General features: G+C 71.2%; 16 protein-coding genes. 5 read left to right on the top strand and 11 right to left on the bottom strand.

The genetic code is table 11. The features are described 5' to 3' along the window. Nucleotides 1–5: 5 nt before the first annotated feature. From KUG39_RS12875 to KUG39_RS12865, 3 genes are all read left to right on the top strand, one after another. Complete coding sequence (locus tag KUG39_RS12875) at nucleotides 6–458, top strand: secondary thiamine-phosphate synthase enzyme YjbQ (RefSeq protein WP_094587126.1); 453 nt, start codon at nucleotides 6–8, stop codon at nucleotides 456–458. Between the two features lie 19 nt (nucleotides 459–477). Further along, nucleotides 478–765 (top strand): 4a-hydroxytetrahydrobiopterin dehydratase, encoded by a 288-nt coding sequence (locus tag KUG39_RS12870; protein ID WP_216915418.1) that lies wholly within the window; start codon nucleotides 478–480, stop codon nucleotides 763–765. Nucleotides 766–837: 72 nt separating this feature from the next. After that, nucleotides 838–1,611, top strand: a complete 774-nt coding sequence (locus KUG39_RS12865) for a Coq4 family protein (protein ID WP_216915416.1) — start codon at nucleotides 838–840, stop codon at nucleotides 1,609–1,611. A 4-nt stretch (nucleotides 1,612–1,615) separates the two neighbouring features. On the opposite strand, the gene clpB is transcribed toward KUG39_RS12865, so the two are convergent. Together clpB and KUG39_RS12855 are read right to left on the bottom strand one after the other, a co-directional pair. Continuing rightward, on the bottom strand, nucleotides 1,616–4,246 hold the full coding sequence (gene clpB / locus KUG39_RS12860) for an ATP-dependent chaperone ClpB (RefSeq protein ID WP_216915414.1): 2,631 nt from the start codon (nucleotides 4,244–4,246) through the stop codon (nucleotides 1,616–1,618). A 153-nt stretch (nucleotides 4,247–4,399) separates the two neighbouring features. Then, complete coding sequence (locus KUG39_RS12855) at nucleotides 4,400–4,765, bottom strand: hypothetical protein (RefSeq protein ID WP_216915412.1); 366 nt, start codon at nucleotides 4,763–4,765, stop codon at nucleotides 4,400–4,402. A 52-nt stretch (nucleotides 4,766–4,817) separates the two neighbouring features. On the opposite strand from KUG39_RS12855, the gene KUG39_RS12850 reads away from it, so the two are divergent. Continuing rightward, entirely contained in the window at nucleotides 4,818–5,024 is a 207-nt protein-coding gene (locus KUG39_RS12850; protein ID WP_094587138.1) for a DUF8662 family protein, read from the top strand. A gap of 94 nt (nucleotides 5,025–5,118) precedes the next feature. On the opposite strand, the gene KUG39_RS12845 is transcribed toward KUG39_RS12850, so the two are convergent. The 9 genes from KUG39_RS12845 to KUG39_RS12805 form a co-directional block, all read right to left on the bottom strand. After that, the gene (locus KUG39_RS12845) at nucleotides 5,119–5,460 is read right to left on the bottom strand and encodes a c-type cytochrome (RefSeq protein ID WP_015107789.1); all 342 of its coding nucleotides are present in this window, start codon (nucleotides 5,458–5,460) and stop codon (nucleotides 5,119–5,121) included. 98 nt (nucleotides 5,461–5,558) lie between these two features. Then, a complete protein-coding gene (locus KUG39_RS12840) occupies nucleotides 5,559–6,569 on the bottom strand; it encodes an NAD-dependent epimerase/dehydratase family protein (RefSeq protein WP_190611724.1) in 1,011 nt (336 codons plus the stop codon). Continuing rightward, nucleotides 6,566–7,624: a uroporphyrinogen decarboxylase gene (gene hemE / locus KUG39_RS12835; RefSeq protein WP_094587142.1), complete on the bottom strand. Its 1,059-nt coding sequence runs from the start codon at nucleotides 7,622–7,624 to the stop codon at nucleotides 6,566–6,568. Before hemE ends, KUG39_RS12840 begins: the two co-directional genes overlap by 4 nt. Nucleotides 7,625–7,720: 96 nt before the next feature. After that, nucleotides 7,721–10,015 (bottom strand): 1,4-alpha-glucan branching protein GlgB, encoded by a 2,295-nt coding sequence (glgB, locus tag KUG39_RS12830; protein WP_216915410.1) that lies wholly within the window; start codon nucleotides 10,013–10,015, stop codon nucleotides 7,721–7,723. A 51-nt stretch (nucleotides 10,016–10,066) separates the two neighbouring features. Further along, nucleotides 10,067–10,837, bottom strand: a complete 771-nt coding sequence (locus tag KUG39_RS12825) for a DUF3887 domain-containing protein (protein ID WP_094587146.1) — start codon at nucleotides 10,835–10,837, stop codon at nucleotides 10,067–10,069. A gap of 22 nt (nucleotides 10,838–10,859) precedes the next feature. Further along, a complete protein-coding gene (locus tag KUG39_RS12820) occupies nucleotides 10,860–12,524 on the bottom strand; it encodes a CocE/NonD family hydrolase (RefSeq protein WP_216915408.1) in 1,665 nt (554 codons plus the stop codon). Between the two features lie 5 nt (nucleotides 12,525–12,529). After that, nucleotides 12,530–12,892 carry a DUF8664 family protein gene (locus KUG39_RS12815; protein ID WP_353615214.1) on the bottom strand — a complete coding sequence of 121 codons (363 nt, stop codon included), beginning with the start codon at nucleotides 12,890–12,892 and terminating at the stop codon, nucleotides 12,530–12,532. A 63-nt stretch (nucleotides 12,893–12,955) separates the two neighbouring features. Further along, a complete protein-coding gene (locus KUG39_RS12810) occupies nucleotides 12,956–13,357 on the bottom strand; it encodes a DUF4332 domain-containing protein (protein ID WP_094585083.1) in 402 nt (133 codons plus the stop codon). Between the two features lie 6 nt (nucleotides 13,358–13,363). Continuing rightward, nucleotides 13,364–13,828 (bottom strand): DUF2518 family protein, encoded by a 465-nt coding sequence (locus tag KUG39_RS12805; protein ID WP_094585084.1) that lies wholly within the window; start codon nucleotides 13,826–13,828, stop codon nucleotides 13,364–13,366. A gap of 113 nt (nucleotides 13,829–13,941) precedes the next feature. On the opposite strand from KUG39_RS12805, the gene KUG39_RS17620 reads away from it, so the two are divergent. Further along, entirely contained in the window at nucleotides 13,942–18,231 is a 4,290-nt protein-coding gene (locus KUG39_RS17620) for a translocation/assembly module TamB domain-containing protein (RefSeq protein ID WP_216915406.1), read from the top strand. Nucleotides 18,232–18,281 lie beyond the last annotated feature (50 nt).

Below are 18,281 nucleotides of genomic sequence, written 5' to 3'. Positions count from 1 at the left end.
ACCCGATGCTGCGCCAGAGCCTGAGCCAGTTGGAGGTGTCCACCCATGGGGAGGGATTCGATGACATCACCGGGGCCCTCAACCGGTTGATTGCCGCCAGCGGCTTGGTGCTCGGCACCGCCACCATCGCCAGCCTGCACACCTCCTGCTCGCTGACGATCAACGAGAACGCCGACCCCAGGGTGCTGGTGGATCTGGCGGCCTTTCTGCGGGCCCTGGTGCCCCCGGAAGGGGTGCGGCCCCTGAGCGGCCAGGGGGAGCGGCGCCCCTGGGTGCACGATGACGAAGGCCCCGATGACATGCCCGCCCACATCCGCACCGCCCTGACCTGCACGAGCCTGGTGCTCCCCTTCCAGTCGGGCCGTCTGCTGCTCGGCACCTGGCAGGCGGTGTACCTCTGGGAACACCGGGCCCGACCCCACCGCCGCCGCCTCAGCCTGCATCTGGTCGGCGAATGACCCCCTGCTTTCCTCCCCCATGGCCGCCCAGCCCCTGACCCCCGCCCAGATCGCCGCCTTGCCCGCCGATCTGCCGCAATGGACGCTGCGGGAGGGCAAGCTGCATCGCGAACTGCGCTTCGCCGATTTCTCCGCCGCCTTCGGCTTCATGGCCCGGGTGGCCCTGGCCGCTGAAGCGATGGGCCACCACCCGGAGTGGTGCAACGTCTGGAACCGGGTGACGATCAACCTCACCACCCATGACACCGGTGGTCTGTCGAACCTGGATGTGGAACTGGCCCGCCGCATCGACGCGTTGGTGGGCTGAGGCTGGCCTGCTGGGCCGGCCCGGGCGGCGTGTCTAGCTTCCCTTGGTGCCCCCCCCTGCCTGCTGCGCCCCATGGGATTTCGCTACCTCGATCGGATCGCCACCGAGGAGAACATCCACGCGTTCCTCGAACTCGCCGATCTGGCCGCCGGTGCCGGTGCTTCCGCCAACAACGTCTTCCTGCTCTCCCATCGGCTGCGCCAGTCCCGCCCGATGCAGGTCTGCCGGGCGTTGCTGGGGCGGGACCCGGCCGCCGCGGCCCTGATCGAACAACGGCGGCTCAGTGGCCCGTATGACGCGGGCGCCCTGCGGGCGCTGCCGAAGGGGACCCTGGGGCACACCTACGCGACGGTGCTGGAAACGATGGGGTACGACATCAACTTCTTCCCCAAACCCGAGTTCTACGGCAACCTGGAAAGCGACGCCGATTACATCAACTACCGGGTCTACGCCACCCACGACATCCATCACATTGTGAGCGGTTTCAGCCTCGACAATTTCGGCGAACTCGGTGTGATCAGCATGAGCGTGGCCCAGTTCTCCCATCCCGGCCTGGCCTTCACCGATCTGATGGCCCTGCTGCTGAACTGGTTCCGCAACGACACGCCCATCGACGAACTGGACACCCCTGCCGAGCAGGCCCGCACCGCCAGCTACGCCTTCGGCATGATCAGCAAAGGTCTGCACATCGGCGCCGAGGCCCAGCCGCTGTTCCCGGTGATCTGGGAGGAGCGGATGGGCCAGGACCTGGAGGAGCTGCGGGCCGAGCTGGGCGTCACGGCGGTGAAGGAGGGGACCTTCAGCTGGTACGCCAACCCCTCCCTGGTGGCGGCGCTGGCCGTCTGAGGCTTCAGACGAGGGCGGGCAGCCGGGAGGGCTCGGCCGCCTTGAAGTGCAGCCGCGGCGGTTCCGACCCAGCTTCCACCTCCACCACGATGGTGGAGCCGCTCAGGTAGGTGCCGGCCAGGATCGCCTTGGCGATCGGCGTCTCCAGTTCGCGCTGGATGGCCCGCTTGAGGGGCCTGGCGCCGTACACCGGGTCGTAGCCCACGGCGGCCAGCCAGTCGAGGGCGGCCGCGTCAAGCTCCAGGCCCAGCTTCCTGTCCTCGAGCCGCCGGGCCAGCCGCTGCACCTGCAGTTCCACGATCTGGCGCAGTTCCTCGGCCTTGAGGCTGTGGAAGATGATCGATTCATCCAGCCGGTTGAGGAACTCGGGGCGGAAGTGGCCCCGCAGGGCCTCGTTCACCCGCTTCTCCATCTCGCCGTGGCGGGCCGGATCGCCGGCCAGATCGAGGATCGAGGCGCTGCCGATGTTGCTGGTGAGAATCAGCACCGTGTTGGTGAAGTCCACCGTGCGGCCCTGACCATCGGTGACGCGGCCGTCATCGAGGATCTGCAGCATCACGTTGAACACATCGGGGTGGGCCTTCTCCACCTCGTCGAAGAGGATCACGGCGTAGGGACGCCGCCGCACCGCTTCGGTGAGCTGGCCGCCCTCCTCGTAGCCCACGTAGCCCGGAGGGGCTCCGATCAGCCGTGACACGGCGTGCTTCTCCATGTATTCGCTCATGTCGATGCGCACCATCGCCTCCTCGCTGTCGAACAGCTGGGACGCCAGCGCCTTGGAGAGCTCGGTCTTGCCCACGCCGGTGGGGCCGAGGAACAGGAAGCTGGCGATCGGGCGGTTGGGGTCGGACAGGCCGGCCCGTGAGCGCTGGATGGCGTCGGCCACCGCCGTCACCGCCTGCTCCTGGCCGATCACCCGGGTGTGCAGTTCGTCCTCGAGATGGAGCAGTTTCTCCATCTCCGACTGCACCAGCTTGCTGACCGGGATCCCGGTCCACTTGGCGATCACCTCGGCGATGTCGTCCTCGGTGACCTCCTCGCGCAGCAGGTTCTTCTCGCCGGCATGGGCGCTCAGCTCGGCTTCCTTGGCGGCCAGCTTCTTGTTGAGCTCCGCCAGGGTGCCGTACTCCAGTTCGGCGGCCTTGTTGAGGTCGTACTGGCGCTTGGCCTGCTCCACCTGCAGCTGCACCTGCTCGATCTCCTCCTTGATGGCGGAGAGTTCGTCGATCGAGCCCTTCTCCTTCTGCCACTGGGCGTTGAGGCTGCTCTGCTGCTCGGCCAGGTCGGCCAGCTCCTTCTCGAGCTTCTCGAGTCGGTCGCGGCTGGCGGGGTCTGATTCCCGCCCCAGCGAGAGCTTCTCCATCTCCAGCTGCAGGATGCGGCGATCGAGCTCGTCGATCTCCTCCGGCTTGGAGGTGATCTCCATCTTCAGGCGGGCCGCCGATTCGTCCATCAGGTCGATGGCCTTGTCGGGCAGGAAGCGATCGGCGATGTAGCGGCTGCTCAGCACGGCCGCCGCCACCAGGGCGTTGTCGGCGATGCGGACGCCGTGGTGCACCTCGTAGCGCTCCTTGAGGCCCCGCAGGATCGAGATCGTGTCCTCCACCGTGGGCTGGTCGACGAACACCTGCTGGAAGCGGCGCTCCAGGGCCGGGTCCTTCTCGATGTGCTGGCGATGCTCATCGAGGGTGGTGGCGCCGATGCAGCGCAGTTCGCCCCTGGCCAGCATCGGTTTGAGCAGGTTGCTGGCATCCATGGCACCGCCGGTGGCGCCGGCCCCCACCACGGTGTGGATCTCGTCGATGAACAGGACGATCTGGCCTTCGCTGGAGGTGACCTCCTTGAGCACGGCCTTGAGGCGTTCCTCGAACTCGCCGCGGTACTTGGCGCCGGCGATCAGGGCGCCCATGTCGAGGGCGATCAGCTGGCGGTTCTGCAGGGCCGTGGGCACGTCGCCGTTGACGATCCGCTGGGCCAGCCCCTCGACGATCGCCGTCTTGCCGACGCCGGGTTCGCCGATCAGCACCGGGTTGTTCTTGGTGCGGCGCGAGAGGATCTGCACGGTGCGGCGGATCTCCTCGTCGCGGCCGATCACCGGATCGAGCTTGCCCTCCCGGGCGGCGGCGGTGAGATCACGGCCGTACTTTTCGAGGGATTCATAGGTGCCCTCCGGGTTCTGGTCGGTCACGCGTTGGCTGCCCCGCACGGCCATCACAGCCTCGCGCAGCTTGCGCTCGTCGGCGCCCGACTGGGACAGCAGCTGGCGGCCGCAGCGGTCATCGCCGGCCAGGGCCAGCACCAGGTGCTCCACGGCGATGTAGCTGTCCTGGAATTCCTGCTTGAGGGCGTCGGCCCGGTCCAGCACCGCGTTGAGCCCCTTGCCCAGGTAGACGTTGTCTGGCGCGGTGGCCAGGCTGGGCTGGGCGGCGATGAAGGCCTCCAGCTTCTGGCTCAGGACGCCCAGGTCCACGCCGGCCTTCTCCAGGATCCGGCTGGCCAGGTCCTGCTGGGCCAGCAGGGCGGCGAAGAGGTGCTCGCTGTCCATCTGCTGCTGGCGCCGCTGCTGGGCCAGCTGCTGGGAGGCCACCACGGCGCCCCAGGCCTTTTCGGTGAACAGTTCGGCGGTGGGATGCATGGATGGAGTTCTCCCTGCGGACGGTGGCTGAAGCCAACGTATGAATGCCGCCGGGATCGGCCGAGAGGGAGGACCGAACCGCGGCGTTCGGCCCTCCTCCCCGGGGGTGGGCAGGCCGTACCGACAGGGGTGGCCAACCGCCCGGCCCAGGAGCTAGGGGCCCACGAACGCGGGCATGGGCACCTGGTAGCCGCGCTGCTGGCCGCAGAGCTGGCTGGGGCAGCCGTCCGGGCCGTAGAGAGCATCGGCCGCCGACAGGCAGCCCATGCCGTTCTTCTGGGCCACCTGGGACGGGTGGATCCGCAGCGGCTGGAGCACCGCTTCGCTTCGGGGCACCACCAGTCGGCAGGGGGCAGGCGACAGCCCGGGTTTGGCCTCAATCGCCAGGGGTTGGTTGGGACTCTGCCCCTGGGCCAGGGCGGGTGCCGCGGCGGCGGCCATCACGGCCAGGGGCATCCCTGCCGACAGCAGGCCCCCCAGCAGGCCCGGCAGCAGCCCGGCAGAAATGGGGATCGCCATGATGGGAGCTCGGCTGCGCCCCATTCTCGCCTCTGCAGCCATCCCGTCTCCGATGCCCTCTCCCGCCGACGACCAGGCCCTGGTGGCCGACCTGGCCCAAGCGTCCCTCTCGCTGGGCGGTGCGGCCGAGCCGGAGCGGGACTGCTGGCGGGTGGTGCACCGCCATGTCCACGGGATGCTGCCGAGCGAGTACGACATCCGTGAGGTGCCCGAGGAGCTCTACCTGGCGGTGCTGGCCGCCCGTCGTGCCCTCAGCTGAGCCATGAAAAAGCCCCGGCACTGCCGGGGCTCAGGACAGCTGGAGTCGCCGTCAAGGGAAAGGAGGGTGCGGCAGGACCAGGCCCAGCCTGGGATCAGGCCCAGCCCTTGGAGGCCATGTCCTCGACGTAGGCCGCCACGTCAGCGATGTCACCCTCGCTGAGCTTGCCGCCGAAGGCGGGCATGGCGTTCTTGCCGTTGGTCACCTGGTAGGCGATGGCGGCCTCGTGGCCGGCGTCGTAGTTGGCCAGGTAGGAGGCCAGGGCATCGGCCTTGAGGGTGCGCTCGGCGTTGACCACGTTGCCGCCGCCCATGTGGCAGGCGGCGCAGTTGGCGGAGAAGATCTGGCCGCCGTGGGCCGCATCGGCGGCGAAGCTCGGGGCGGCACCCAGCACCAGCGCCAGGCAGAGAGCGAAGAGGGAAAGAAGACGACGCATGGGAGGGTGCAACGGAAGGTGCCTGAAGGCACTTGCAACGGGCACAAATTAGGCAATGGCCGCCCCCCGGTGGGGGCCTCCGACACATTCGCAACAATTCAGCGGCCCCGGTGGGGCACCCCCGCCGTCTCCAGCACCGCCTCGAGGGTCGGGGCGAAGCTCACCAGGCCGAAGCGCTCGGGCGGGCTCACCGGCTGGTGCACGAAGTGGCGCTGCCGGATCGAGAAACGGTCCCAGGCATTCACCTCGATGCGCAGCAGCTTGATCAGCCCCTCGATCAGCCAGCCGCGCAGATCGATGCCGATCGGGGGCACCCACACCCGCCGCCAGCGGCACAGGGAAGCCACGGCGCCGTTGATGGTGATCGGCGCCTGGCCCAGCACCAGCCGCCTCACCGGACCCTGGTCGGGCTCGGGATTGGGGCCGTGGGGGGTGGTGGCCAGGTGGGCGCAGACGGTGGCGATGTCGGCGGCGTGGATGAAGTGGAAGCTGGCGTCGGTGCGCAGCCAGCGGGCCAGCCACAGCCAGCCGAAGGCCTCCTTGAGCCCGGCCGTGAGGTAGCTGGTGGGGTGGGGATCGGCGCCGGCCACCGCGCCACCGAACACCAGGGTGGGGAACACGGCCACGATCCTCGGCGCCAGGGGGTGGCGCTCCAGGTCCTGCAGGCAGGTGGCCTTGGTCTGGATGTACTCGGTGCCGTAGTCCATGGCCTCCGGCAGCAGCTGCAGCCGGCGGTCGAGGATGCTCGCGGTGGAGAAGTAGATCACCTGCTGCAGGCGATCCGGGTCGGTGAGCCGCAGCAGCTCCTTCACGGCCACCACGTTCACCGCCTGGGCCCGCTCGGGATCCCCCCAGGCGGTGGCGGTGTGGATGATCCGGTCGGCGCTGGCGATGGCGGCGGCGTGGGGACCCAGCTCCCGCAGGTCGCCCACCAGCAGGGTGATGCGCGGGTGGTCGGCGGGGACGGCGCTGAGCTTGGCGGGATCCCGCAGCAGCAGCAGCAGGTGGGCGTCGCTGTTGGCCAGCAGGTTTTCAGCGATGTACTGGCCGACGCAGCCGCTGGCGCCGGTGATCAGGATCCGCTGGGGCCCGGAGGTGGGGGCGCTCAAACAGCGGCCCCCAGCAGCTCGTTGACGGCCTTGCCGGTCTCGAAGAAGACGCGGGCGTTGTCCTCAGGGGTGCCGGGCAGGATGCCGTGGCCCAGGTTGAGGATGTGGCGACGGCCGCGGGCCTTGCGCACCGTGTCGAGGATCCGCTCGCGGATCGCCTCGGGGGTGCCGAACAGCAGGCCGGGGTCCACGTTGCCCTGCACGCCCAGGTGCTGGGGCAGGCGGGCGCAGCCATCGGCCATGTCCACGGTCCAGTCGAGGGAGATGAAGTCCACCCCGGTGGCGGCCATGCGCTCCAGCACGCCGGCGCTGCCGGAGATGTAGAGGATCAGGGGGGTGTCGGGGTGGGTGGCCTTCACCTGGTCGATCACCCGCTTCTGGTAGGGGGCCGCGAACACGTCGTAGTCGATCGGGCTCAGCTGCCCCGCCCAGGAATCGAACAGCTGCACCACCTGGGCGCCGCTGTCGATCTGATAACGCACGTAGGTGGCGATCGAATCGGCCAGGTGACCCAGCAGCTGGTGCAGCAGGGCGGGCTCCTGGAAGGCCATCGCCTTGATCACCGAATAGGTCTTGGAGCTCTTGCCCTCCACCGCATAGGCGGCCAGGGTCCAGGGCGCGCCGACGAAGCCGAGCACCGCTGCGGCGTTGCCCACGTCGGCCCGCAGCCGGCCCAGCACCTCACCCACGAAGGGCAGGGCCTCGGCCGGATCGAGGGGCCGCAGTGCATCCACCTGGGCCTGGCTGCGGATGGCGGGCTCGATGATCGGCCCCCGGCTCTCGATGATGTCGAAGTCGATGCCCATGCCCGGCAGGGGCGTGAGGATGTCGGAGAAGAGGATCACGCCGTCGGGACGGAAGGCGTGGAAGGGCTGCATCGAGATCTCGTAGGAGAGATCGGGGTTCTCGGAGCGCTCGCGGAAGCCGGGATGGCGGTCGCGCAGGTCGCGGTACACCTTCATGTAGCGGCCCGCCTGGCGCATCATCCAGACCGGCGGCCGCTCCACCTGCTCACCTCGGGCGGCGCGCAGCAGCAGGGGGGCGGATTCGGTCATGGGGCCGGTCGGAAGGTCAACGGCGAAACCTAACCGAGCACCCCCGGCCTCCGGCCACTCCTGTCACCAGTCGTGGCATGGGCGCCACCGGAGCGCTCAGCCCTCGCCGATGGCCGGCCGCTGCAGGCTGCGGGACTCGTCGAGACGGAACACCACCACGCTCAGGGGCGGCAGGCAGAGCTCCAGCGAGTTCTCGTAGTCGTGGATGGCCCAGGCGTCGGTGAAGCGGCCGCCCAGGTTGCCGAGGTTGCTGCCGCCGTAGCGGCTGCTGTCGGTGTTGAAGACCTCCGCGTAGAAGCCCTCCAGGGGGACGCCGACCCGGTAGTGGGAATGGCTCTGGGGGGTGAAGTTGGCCACCACCACCACCCAGCGGCCGCTGCCGCTGTCGCGGCGCATGAAGCTGATCACCGAATGGCGGTTGTCGTTGCAGTCGATCCACTGGAAGCCGTACTGGTCGAAGTCGTCGCCCCACAGCGCCGGCTCCGATTTGTAGAAGACGTTGAGGTCGTCCACCAGGTTGAGCAGGCCGTTGTGGGCCTCGTACTGGAGCAGCTCCCACTGCAGATCGCCCCAGACGTTCCATTCGGCCCGCTGGCCGAACTCCATCCCCATGAAGATCGTCTTCTTGCCGGGGTGGGTCCACATGTAGGCCAGCAGGGCACGCACGTTGGCGAACTTCTGCCAGTCGTCGCCCGGCATCTTGTGGAGCAGGTTGCTCTTGCCGTGCACCACTTCATCGTGGCTCAGGGCCAGCATGAAGTTCTCGGTGAAGGCGTACCAGATCGAGAAGGTGACGTGGTTCTGGTGGAACTGGCGGAACCAGGGATCCAGCTCGAAGTAATCGAGCATGTCGTGCATCCAGCCCATGTTCCACTTGAGGTTGAACCCCAGGCCGCCCATGTCGGTGGGCTGGGTCACCATCGGCCAGGTGGTGGATTCCTCGGCGATCGAGAGGGCGCCGGGGAAGTGCTGGAACAGCACGTGGTTGGCCTGCTGCAGAAAGCGCACCGCCTCCAGGTTCTCGCGCCCGCCTTGCTCGTTGGGCAGCCATTGCCCGTCCGGACGCAGGTAGTCGCGGTAGAGCATCGAGGCCACGGCATCGACGCGGATGCCGTCGATGTGGAATTCCTCGAACCAGTAGATGAGGTTGGCGACGAGGAAGTTGCGCACCTCGTTGCGGCTGTAGTTGAAGATCAGCGTGCCCCACTCCTTGTGCTCACCGATGCGGGGATCGGCATGCTCGTAGAGATGGGCGCCATCGAAGAAGGCCAGGCCGTGGCCGTCCTTGGGGAAGTGGCCGGGCACCCAGTCGAGGATCACGCCGATGCCTTCGGCGTGGCAGCGGTCGACGAAGGCCCGGAACTCGTCCGGGCTGCCGAAGCGACTGGTGGGGGCGTACCAGCCGGTGACCTGATAGCCCCAGGAGCCGTCGAACGGATGCTCGGAGACCGGCATCAGCTCGATGTGGGTAAAGCCGCGGGCCTTGACGTAGGGGATGACCTTGTCGGCCAGTTCCGGATAGGTCATCAGCCGGGCGCCCGGCTTCAGATCGGCGGCGGACACCGGGGGCCGGGGGCTGCCGTCGGCTTCGATGAAGGGCTGGTCGGCGGCGGCATGCATCCAGCTGCCCAGGTGCATCTCGTACACCGCGATGGGATGGGGCAGGGGATCGCGGCCATCCCGCTCCTCGATCCAGGTGCCGTCGTTCCACTGGTAGCGGCCCAGTTCGGCCACCACCGAACCGGTGTTCGGCCGGACCTCGTGGCGGAAGCCGTAGGGGTCGGCCTTCTGATAGCAGTGGCCGTTCTGGGCCCGCACCTCGTACTTGTAGATCTGGCCGGCGCCCAGGCCGGGGATGAACAGCTCCCAGATCCCCCCGAGGCGCTGCTGCATGGGGTGATGGCGGCCGTCCCAGCCGTTGAAATCACCCAGCAGGGCGACGCTGCGGGCATTGGGGGCCCAAAGACAGAACTGCACCCCGGTGACGCCGTCGCGCTCGATCACATGGGCGCCCATGCGCCGCCAGATGTGGTGGTGATTGCCCTCGGCGAACAGGTGGCGGTCCAGTTCCCCCATCCACTCGTGGCGGAACGCCCAGGGATCGTGCTGCTCGTGCTCGATGCCGCCGCGGCTGACATGGACGCGATAGCCGCAGCCGGGATCGGCGTCGACGCGGGTCTCGAAGATCCAGGGGTGGTGGGGGTTGGCCATGGCCAGCCGCTCGCCGCCATGGAGCAGTTCCACCGTGTGGGCGTCCGGCATCCACACCCGCACCACCCAGCCGCTGTCATCGAGGGGCTGGGGCCCGAGCACCGAGAAGGGATGGTCGTGGCGGCATTCCGCCAGCCGGCGGGCATCCTCAACCATCCATTCGAGGCTGGGCAGGGCCATGGAAGAGGAGGCGTGCATGCGCCGGGAGCTTACGTCGGTGGGAGGGCCGGCTCAGCGCGGCGGCGACGGAGGAGCGGGATCGGTGGGGAAATCCACGCCGATGATCCGGTTCTCGGAATCCAGGGTGACGAAGAGGTTGTCGGTGAGGCGGTTGAACTCGGTGTTGACGATCACCAGACGCATCTCCGGCGTACTCTCGGCGCGGTTGATGCGCTTCACCCGGACGAAATTGCCGGTGATGCGCTGCAGATTGAGCCATTTCTGCTGCAGCTGGCCCTGGGGAATCTGCTCCTGCATCAGCGGCGACAGGAAGCTGCTGGCGGAGATGAAGTGGCCGCTGGCGAGGGCGGTGATGAAGTCACGCACCACCTTCTCGGCCGGCTGGTCGGTGACGTTGAAGTGGTAGCCGTCGATCCGGCCCTGGCCGTCGATCACCATCAGCAGGTCGCGCTCACCGGCGCTGGTGAACAGGGTGGCCTCGACCGTGCTCGAGTCGAAGCCGGGCTGGATGCTGCGGATGGCCCAGCGCAGCAGCTTCGGTTGGGTCTTCATGGTGGCGGCCACCATGCTGGGGCTGCTGACGCTCTGCAGGGCCGGGGAGAACTGGTTGAAGCGGGCCTGGGCGTCGCCGTTGCGGATCGTGGTCAGGATTCGCTCGGCCGCCGCCCGTGCCTGGGCCTCGCTCAGGGCCGCGCTGGGCTGGCCGCTGGTGGCCGGAGCCGGGTCGGCCTGGGCCCAGGCCCCGCGCGGTGCCAGCAGGGCCTGGCTGCCCAGCAGCAGCAGCAGGCCGATCAGGGCTCGGCGCGGTTGGGGACGCGGCATGGGCGGCGGGGTTCGGGTCGGCTCAGTTTGCCCGAATCAGGGGCTCCAGGCCCAGGTGGGCGCCCTCCAGCTCCAGCGTCAGGCTGATCACCCGGTGCCCGCACCCGCTGCCCCCCGCCGGCAGGCTGCCGTCGCCGGGGTTGACGGCGATCTGGGGCCAGGCCGCCCCCGCCAGGGACAGCCGCAGCCGCTGGCCGGCGGCCACCAGCGTGGCCAGGGGCTGCAGGGTCAGGGTGCGGGGAGCGTCGCCCGCCGCCGCCGTGGGCCCGAAGCGGGCCAGGCCGGTGCTCAGCTGGCGCACGGAGCTCCCGTCCGGAGACACCTCCGAGAGGGCGGCGCAGAGATCGAAGCTGGGCTGGTCGGCGCTCACCCGCAGCCGCAGGCGGAAGGTTCCCAGCAGCCAGAGGGCCTGCTCCAGCGGGGCGGTGCTGAAGCAGGCCACGTCGCCGCGCCGGTCGAGATCGGCCCGCTCCACCGGCCCCGGTTCGGGGCCCAGGTGGCCGCCCCGGCCCGGCACCGGCCGCCAGGGGTCGTGGACGATCACCACCGTGCCGCCCGAGGCCGTGCCGCCAGCCGCCGGCCCCGCCGCTGCCAGGGGCCGCAGTTCCCCCTCGTCGCAGCGGATCGCCGCCAGGCCTGTGGAGTGGAGCGACCAGCCGACGGCCGCCGACGCCGCGGGGCTGGCGGCCGCCGCGGGGCTGAGGCTGTGCCAGGCGGCCGTGGCGGCGCACTGCAGGCGGATCGGGGCCGATGCGGCGGCCCCGGGAGCGGCGGGCTCCTCCAGGCTCTGGCGGGGCAGCGGTTCCTGCAGATGGCGGCGGAAGAAGGCCAGCAGCTCGCGGTCGAGTCCTCCGCGCCAGTCGAGATGGCTCCAGGCGCCGATGACCAGCCGGGGGTCGCCGCCGGCGCTGCGGGCCCGCTGCCAGAGGTCGAGGACCCCACGCAGATGGGGATCGTGCCAGCCGCCGATCAGCAGCAGGGGCCGCCGCAGCAGGGCCGCCGCCACGGGGTGCACCGTCCAGCCCTCCGGGCGGGCGGGGTCGCGCCGCAGCCAGCCCAGGCCCATGCCGCCGGGATCGTGGCGTTCCAGCAGGGCCAGCCCCTCCTCGGTGAAGTCCCCGTGCTGGAGGCTGCGGCGGATCTGGCGCCAGCCGGCCGCGTCGCCCCGGCGCCGGCACCCCTCCGCCGCCAGCTGCAGGGCCCAGCCCAGGCCCAGGCCCCACCAGTGGGCTCCCCCCTCGCTGGCCCAGTGGAGGCGCTCATCGAGGCCGCACATGGCCGGGGCGAGGCAGTCCGGCAGGGCGTCGCCGGCGCCGCCCTCGCCGCCTGTGTTGAGCAGCTGGGTCAGGCCCTGGTAGGAGAAGCCGTAGGTGCCCACCCGGCCGTTGCTGCCCGCCAGGGCCCGGGCCCAGCGGATCGTGGCGGCCCCATCGGCCGCCTCCTGGGCGAAGCCGCCGAAGTCGCCCTCCGATCCACCGCGGCCCCGCACGTCCTGAACCACCACCAGAAACCCATGGCCGGCGTACCAGCTGGGATGGGCGTAGGTGACGGTGGAGGCGATCGCCCGCCCGTAGGGCTGGCGCATCACCAGCACCGGCCAGGGGCCCTCCCCGTCGGGTTGCCAGACGCGGCTCACCAGCCGGACCCCATCCGCCAGCTGCAGGGTGGCGTCCCGGGCCCGGACCACGGGGATCAGAACACCGTGGAGCAGTGCAGGCCGATCACATAGGTGGCCAGCACCTCCGCATCCATGGGGCTCAGGCCGCGGCTGCTGGCCAGGCTGGCGATCGACGCCTTGGAGGTGGCCGAGACGCCCTGGGCGTTCAGCTGCTGGAACTGCTGGCAGAGGCTCTGGGCCAGGGCCGGGTTCTGCTTTACCGATTCCAGCAGCGCGGACTGGGCCCGTGCGGTGGGCACCGCCACGGCGCCCAGGCAGGCGGCGCAGACGAGGGCGGTGAGGAAGGGGCGCAGTCGGGTGCTCAGGGGGTGGCGGCGGTCGTCGCGAAGGGGGTGGTTCGTGGCTCTGGGGGGAGAAAGTCGGGTTGTTCGGGGCATCACTGCCTCCGTCCGTTTCCCCTATTCCAGTCACCCCCGCCGGGGCAGCGCAGGAGCGGAGGGTCAGTTCGGGGAGCGACCGGAGGCCGCCCGGGCCCGGCGGATCCAGGACAGGACGAGCGGCAGGTCGACCGGGGGGACGGCCGAGCCGGTGAGACGCCGCTGCAGGCGGCCCAGCTGCAGCAGCAATTGCTGCGGATCGGCGGCGGCGAGTCCGGCGGGGCTGGCGATCCCCCCATGGAGCAGCAGGGCCGCCTCCTCCGGGGCGAGACCCACCGCGCTCACCAGCCGGGCCTGGCCGCGCAGGCGAATCAGGCGGGCCTCGCTGGCCTCGCCCGAAGCGGCCAGGTCACGCAGGCGGGCGTCATCCAGGCCGGCCACCTCCTCCCAGCTCGCGATGCCCTCCCGGCGCAGGCGCTGCTGCTCCCTTTTCAGGTGGGCCGCTGGCCGGAAGGGGTGGGCCACCGGGGTTCAGGCGGCGTCGCCGGGGCTGCGGGCCGCCAGATCCCTGGTGGTTTCGGCCAGCACCACGGGCCGTGCCAGCCCGGGCTCGACGGCTTCGACCCGGCGCAGCCGCACCCGCACTTCGCCGCCGCTGCCACGGCCGCCGCCGCGGAGGTTGCGGGCCACCTGGTCGAGGGTGGGGGCCACCGCCTCGGCCTCAAGGCTCGTCGGTGCGGCGGCGATGACCAGATCGGTGCCGTTGTCGAACACGACCGGCACCTGGATCGCCCCCGGCACGCTCACCCGCGGGTTGTAGCTGATCGAGAAGGCGAGGCAGGAGAGCGCCAGCAGGGCCGTGAAGCTGGTGATCCCCACCAGGCGGAAGCGGATGCCCCAGCGGGCGAGGAATCCGGCGATGGTGAGCACCGCCAGCACCCCGCTGGCGGCACCCAGCCAGGTACCGGCCACGAGCAGGATCGGATCAGCGGCCATGGGGCTGGGGAAGGCGTGACAAGCCCCCTATATTGCGGCCGCCCATGGACGGCGACCGACCCCGGTGGATGCGATGGAAGCCTGACAGTCGGCCCTGGCCTGCCCGCCGGCGTGTGTGGAAGGGGCTTCTCGCCGTCGGTTTCCTGGGGGCGGGCCTGGGGGTCGGGGTTTTCTGGTTCGATCGCATGGTCGCCGGCCTCTACGGCCGCTTCCGGCCCACCCTGGAGCGTCAGATCGGAACGGCCATGGGCCGTCCCATGGTCCTTGGTCCCTACCGGGGCCTGAAGGCCGACGGTCTCTGGGTCGGTCCCAGCCGCTTCCTGCCCGGTCCCCGGGACGCCTCCACCGTCAGGGTGGAGGGCGTGCGGGTGCGTCTCGACCCGCTGGCCAGCCTGGGGCTGCGCGGGCTGGTGCTGGATGTGGGGCTGGAACGGGCCCGGGCCGAGCTGCGCCGCAACGCCACCGGCCAGTTCTGGGTGCTGGGCTCCGTCCCCCCGGGGCGTGAGCCGCCGCGGATCGACCTGCGCCTGGGCCTGCTCCAGCCCGCCGACCTGCGGGTCCGGGGCGCCGGAGCCACGGCCCTGCCCCTCGACCTGAAGCTGTCCGGCCAGGTGGCCGTGCGCCTGCACCGCCGCGAAATCGATCTGGGCCTGCGCCTGGCGCCCCCCGCCGGCCAGGGCGGCGGCTCGCTGCGGCTGGACGGTGAGGGCCAGTGGCAGAAGCAGACGTGGCAGGGCCGGCTGACGGCCCGCCGCCTGCCGCTGGCCCTGCTGCGGCCGCTGCTGCCGGCGGGGGATCGGGCCGGGGGCAGCCTCGCCGGGGAGGCCGATGGACGGGTGGGGCTGCGGATCCAGCGGGGCCTGGCCCGCTGCGAGGGGGGCCTGGAGCTGCGGGACGTGCGCTGGCGGCTGGGGACCGGCGCCACGCCCCTGACGGCCCAGCGGCTGCCCCTGAGCTGCCGTGACCGGGCCCTGATCCTGCCCGCCAGCGCCTGGCGGTTCGGCCCCTGGGGCGGCCGCCTGACGGCCAGGGCAGACGCCGATCGCCGCCTGGCCGTGCAGCTGGAAGCCCAGCCGCCGCCCCGCCATCCGCTCGGTCGCCAGCCCATCAAGGCCGATCTGCAGGGGAGCTGGGGACAGGGTCTGCTGCGCCTCACCCGGCTCGATGGCCGGCTGGGGAGCTCCAGCGTGCGGGCCAGCGGCAGCGTCGGCCGCTCCCTGGCCCTGGAGGCCCGCTGGCTCCTCGATCCCGATGACGTTGCCGCCGCCTCCCGCCTGCCGGTGTGGGCGCGCCAGCCCCTGGCCGGTCGCCTGCGGGTGGACGGCCCGCTGGCGACGCCGCGCCTGCGGCTGGAGACGGGCCAGGCCTCCCAGCGGCTGCTCGGCCCCTGGCAGGCGGCGCTGGTGTGGAGCGACCGGCTGCTGCGGCTGGAGCGCTTCCGGGCCGACCGTCTCGCGGCCACGGCCCAGCTGCCCCTGTCCTTCCAGCCGGGCAAAGGACTGGTGGCCGGTCCGCTGCTGGCCCGGGTGGATGTGCGCAACTACCCCCTGGCCCGACTCGACCCCCTGCTGGGCACCACCCTCCAGGGCCAGCTGGATGCGGAGGGGACGATCGCCGGGCCCCTGGCGGAGCTGCGCCCCGACCTGCAGCTGCGTCTGCAGCAACCCGGCGCCGGCCCCCTGCTGCTGCGGGAAACCTGGCGTGGCCGCCTGCGGGACCGTTCCCTGGATCTGACCACGGTGGCGCCGACGCCGAACGGACGCCTCACGGCCCTGCTCGACCGCCGCTGGCAGCCGGTGCGGGCCGCCATCGAACGGGACGGCGGTGTGCTGACCCTCGAGGGCCGGCCGGCGGACTACCGCTGGCTGGCCCGCGCCTTCCCCCTGCGGGGTCTTGCGGTGGCCACCGGCCCGCAACGCCGCCTGCGTTCCCTGCAGGGGGACCTAAGCGGCAGCGGCCGGCTGGGGCTGCAGCCGCTCGGTTTCGACGGCCGGGTGGAGCTGCTCTCGCCCGAGTTCCTGGGGGTGGGGGGCCGGCGCATCCAGGCCGACGTCCAGTACGACGACCGCCGCTACCAGGTCAAGGGCGTGATCGAGCCCCTGGGCGAGGGCACGATCGCCGCCACGGTGTCCGGGCGCTGGCGGGGCCCCTTCCGGGCCCGCTTCGAGGCGCGCCAGCTGTCCACCCTGCTGTTCCGCCAGTTGACCGACGCCTGGCCCATCTGGCGCGGGGCGCCGGCCCCGGCCCGCGGCCGGGCCAGTGATCTGGGCAGCCTGGTGATCGACACCATGGCCGGCACGGTCACCGACCAGCTGGTGGCCCTGGCCCGGGCCGAGGTGCGCGTCGCCGCCCGGGAGCAGGCGGCCAGCCGGGCCAGCCGGGCGGAACGGCTGGATCGCTTGCAGGCCCGGATCGATGCCGATCTGCTGCTCAGCGGCCCGGACTTCGCCCGCACCAGGGCCGACCTCAAGGCCACCGGCCACCTCTGGTTCAACCAGGGCGACCGGGCCCAGTCCCTGGCCGGCAAGCCGTTCGAGGTGCGCCTGGAGGGACCCCTCAGCGGCGGCAGCGGCCGCTTCAGCCTCGCCGACCTGCCCCTCTCCCTGCTGGCCCTGCTCACCCCGCTGCCGGACAACCTGCGCGGCAGCCTGGCCGCCAAGGGGCGTTACCGGCTGGGGGGGCCCCGCCCCGAGCTCAGTCTCGACCTGGCGCTGGTGGAGGGGCGCCTCGGGGAGCAGGCGCTGGAGCTGGAGAGGGGGAGGGTGGAGCTGAAGGACGAAGGGATCGGCCTGGATCTGGCCCTGCGGGCCGAGGGGGCTTCCCGCAGCGTCGACCTGGCGGGCACCATCCCGCTGGTGGCCTCCCAGCAGGGGCTGGAGCTGCGCCTGGCCACCCGGGGCGATGGCCTGCGCTTCCTCACCCGCCTGGGGGGTCAGGCCTTCGAGTGGCAGGAGGGCGGCGCCGACCTGCAGCTGCTGGTGCGCGGCAGCCTCGACGACCCGATCGCCAACGGCTTCCTGCGGCTGCGGGAGCTCCGCTGCCGCTTCATCGGCCAGGAGGTGCGGGAGGTGGACGCCACGATCCTGTTCGACTTCGAGCAGCTGGTGGTGCAGGAGTTCCGGGCCCGGGTGGGGCCCCAGGGGCTGGTGGGCGGCGAGGGCCGTCTGGGGCTGTTCCGGCCCCTGGCCCAGGACCGGACCCTGGTGATGAAGCTGGAGCAGGTCCCCTTCAAGGTGCCGCGCCTGGCGGCGGTGGGGGACGGCCAGCTGCATCTCAGCGGCAGCCTGCTGGCTCCCGTGCTCGGCGGCGACGTGGCGATCAGCCGCGGCACCATCAACGTCCAGCCGGGCCAGCTGGCGGCCAGCGCGCCGGTGTCCGACCAGCCGGTCCAGCCGCGCACCATGCCCGAGCTGCTGGAGTCGAAGTGGAACTTCCAGCAGCCCCTGGTGCTGCTGGGCCCCGATGTGGAGTCCACCACCGCCGAAGCCCTGCGGGCCTCGGTGCCCCGCTTCCCCTACCTGGCCTTCGAGGACATGATCCTGCGGCTGGGGCCGGATCTGCGGGTGGTGATCCCCAACATCGCCAACTTCACCACGGCCGGCCAGCTGCGCATCGCCGGGCGGCTGGATCCCTCCCTTCGGGCCTCCGGGGTGGTGCGGCTGCTGGGGGGGCGGCTGAACCTGTTCACCACCAGCTTCAGCCTCGACCCCGATGCCCCCAACGTGGCGGTCTTCACCCCCTCCCTGGGGCTGGTGCCCTACCTCGACATCGCCCTGCGCACCCGCATCTCCGACAGCCTCAGCGTCCTCTCCCCCTCCGGGGTGGGCGACCTGGGTCCCTCGGTGCAGAACGCCCCCAACCAGGCCGGCCTCTCGGCCCTGAACCAGCTCAACCTGATTCTGGTGGTGGTGTCGGTGAGCGGTCCCGCCGACCGCATCGCCGAGAACCTCAAGCTGCGCAGCAGTCCGCCCCTGCCCCAGGAGCGGCTGGTGGCCCTGATCGGCGGCAACTCCCTGGCGGGCCTGAGCGGCGGCGGGGCAGGAGCCGCCCTGGCCACGGTGGTGGGCCAGACCCTTCTCTCGCCGCTGCTGTCGTCGCTGAGCGATGCCTTCGGCCAGCGGGTGAGCCTGGCCCTCTATCCCACCTATGTGAACCAGGCGATCGACACCCAGCAGGAAGGCGCCCCCCGGCGGCGGGTGCCGCCCCAGCTGGTGCTCGGCGCCGAGGTGGGTGTGGACATCACCAACCGCTTCAGCATGTCGGTGCTGGCCGCCCCGAACCGCTCCGATGTGCCCCCCCAGGTGACCCTCACCTACAAGGCCTCTGACACCTTCAACCTGCAGACCTCCGTCGACACCGAGGGGGCCTGGCAGTCGCTGCTGCAGGTGTTCCTGCGCTTCTGAGGGCCGGCGCCCCCACGCTGCTGGCGCCCCCCCGCTGGGTAGGGTGCGCC

The organism is Synechococcus sp. CCAP 1479/10 (assembly GCF_019038515.1).
In the GTDB taxonomy this organism is placed as follows: Bacteria; Cyanobacteriota; Cyanobacteriia; order PCC-6307; family Cyanobiaceae; genus Cyanobium.
Note: the sequence above shows the minus strand (reverse complement) of the source record. Positions and strands in the feature narration are given on the sequence as shown.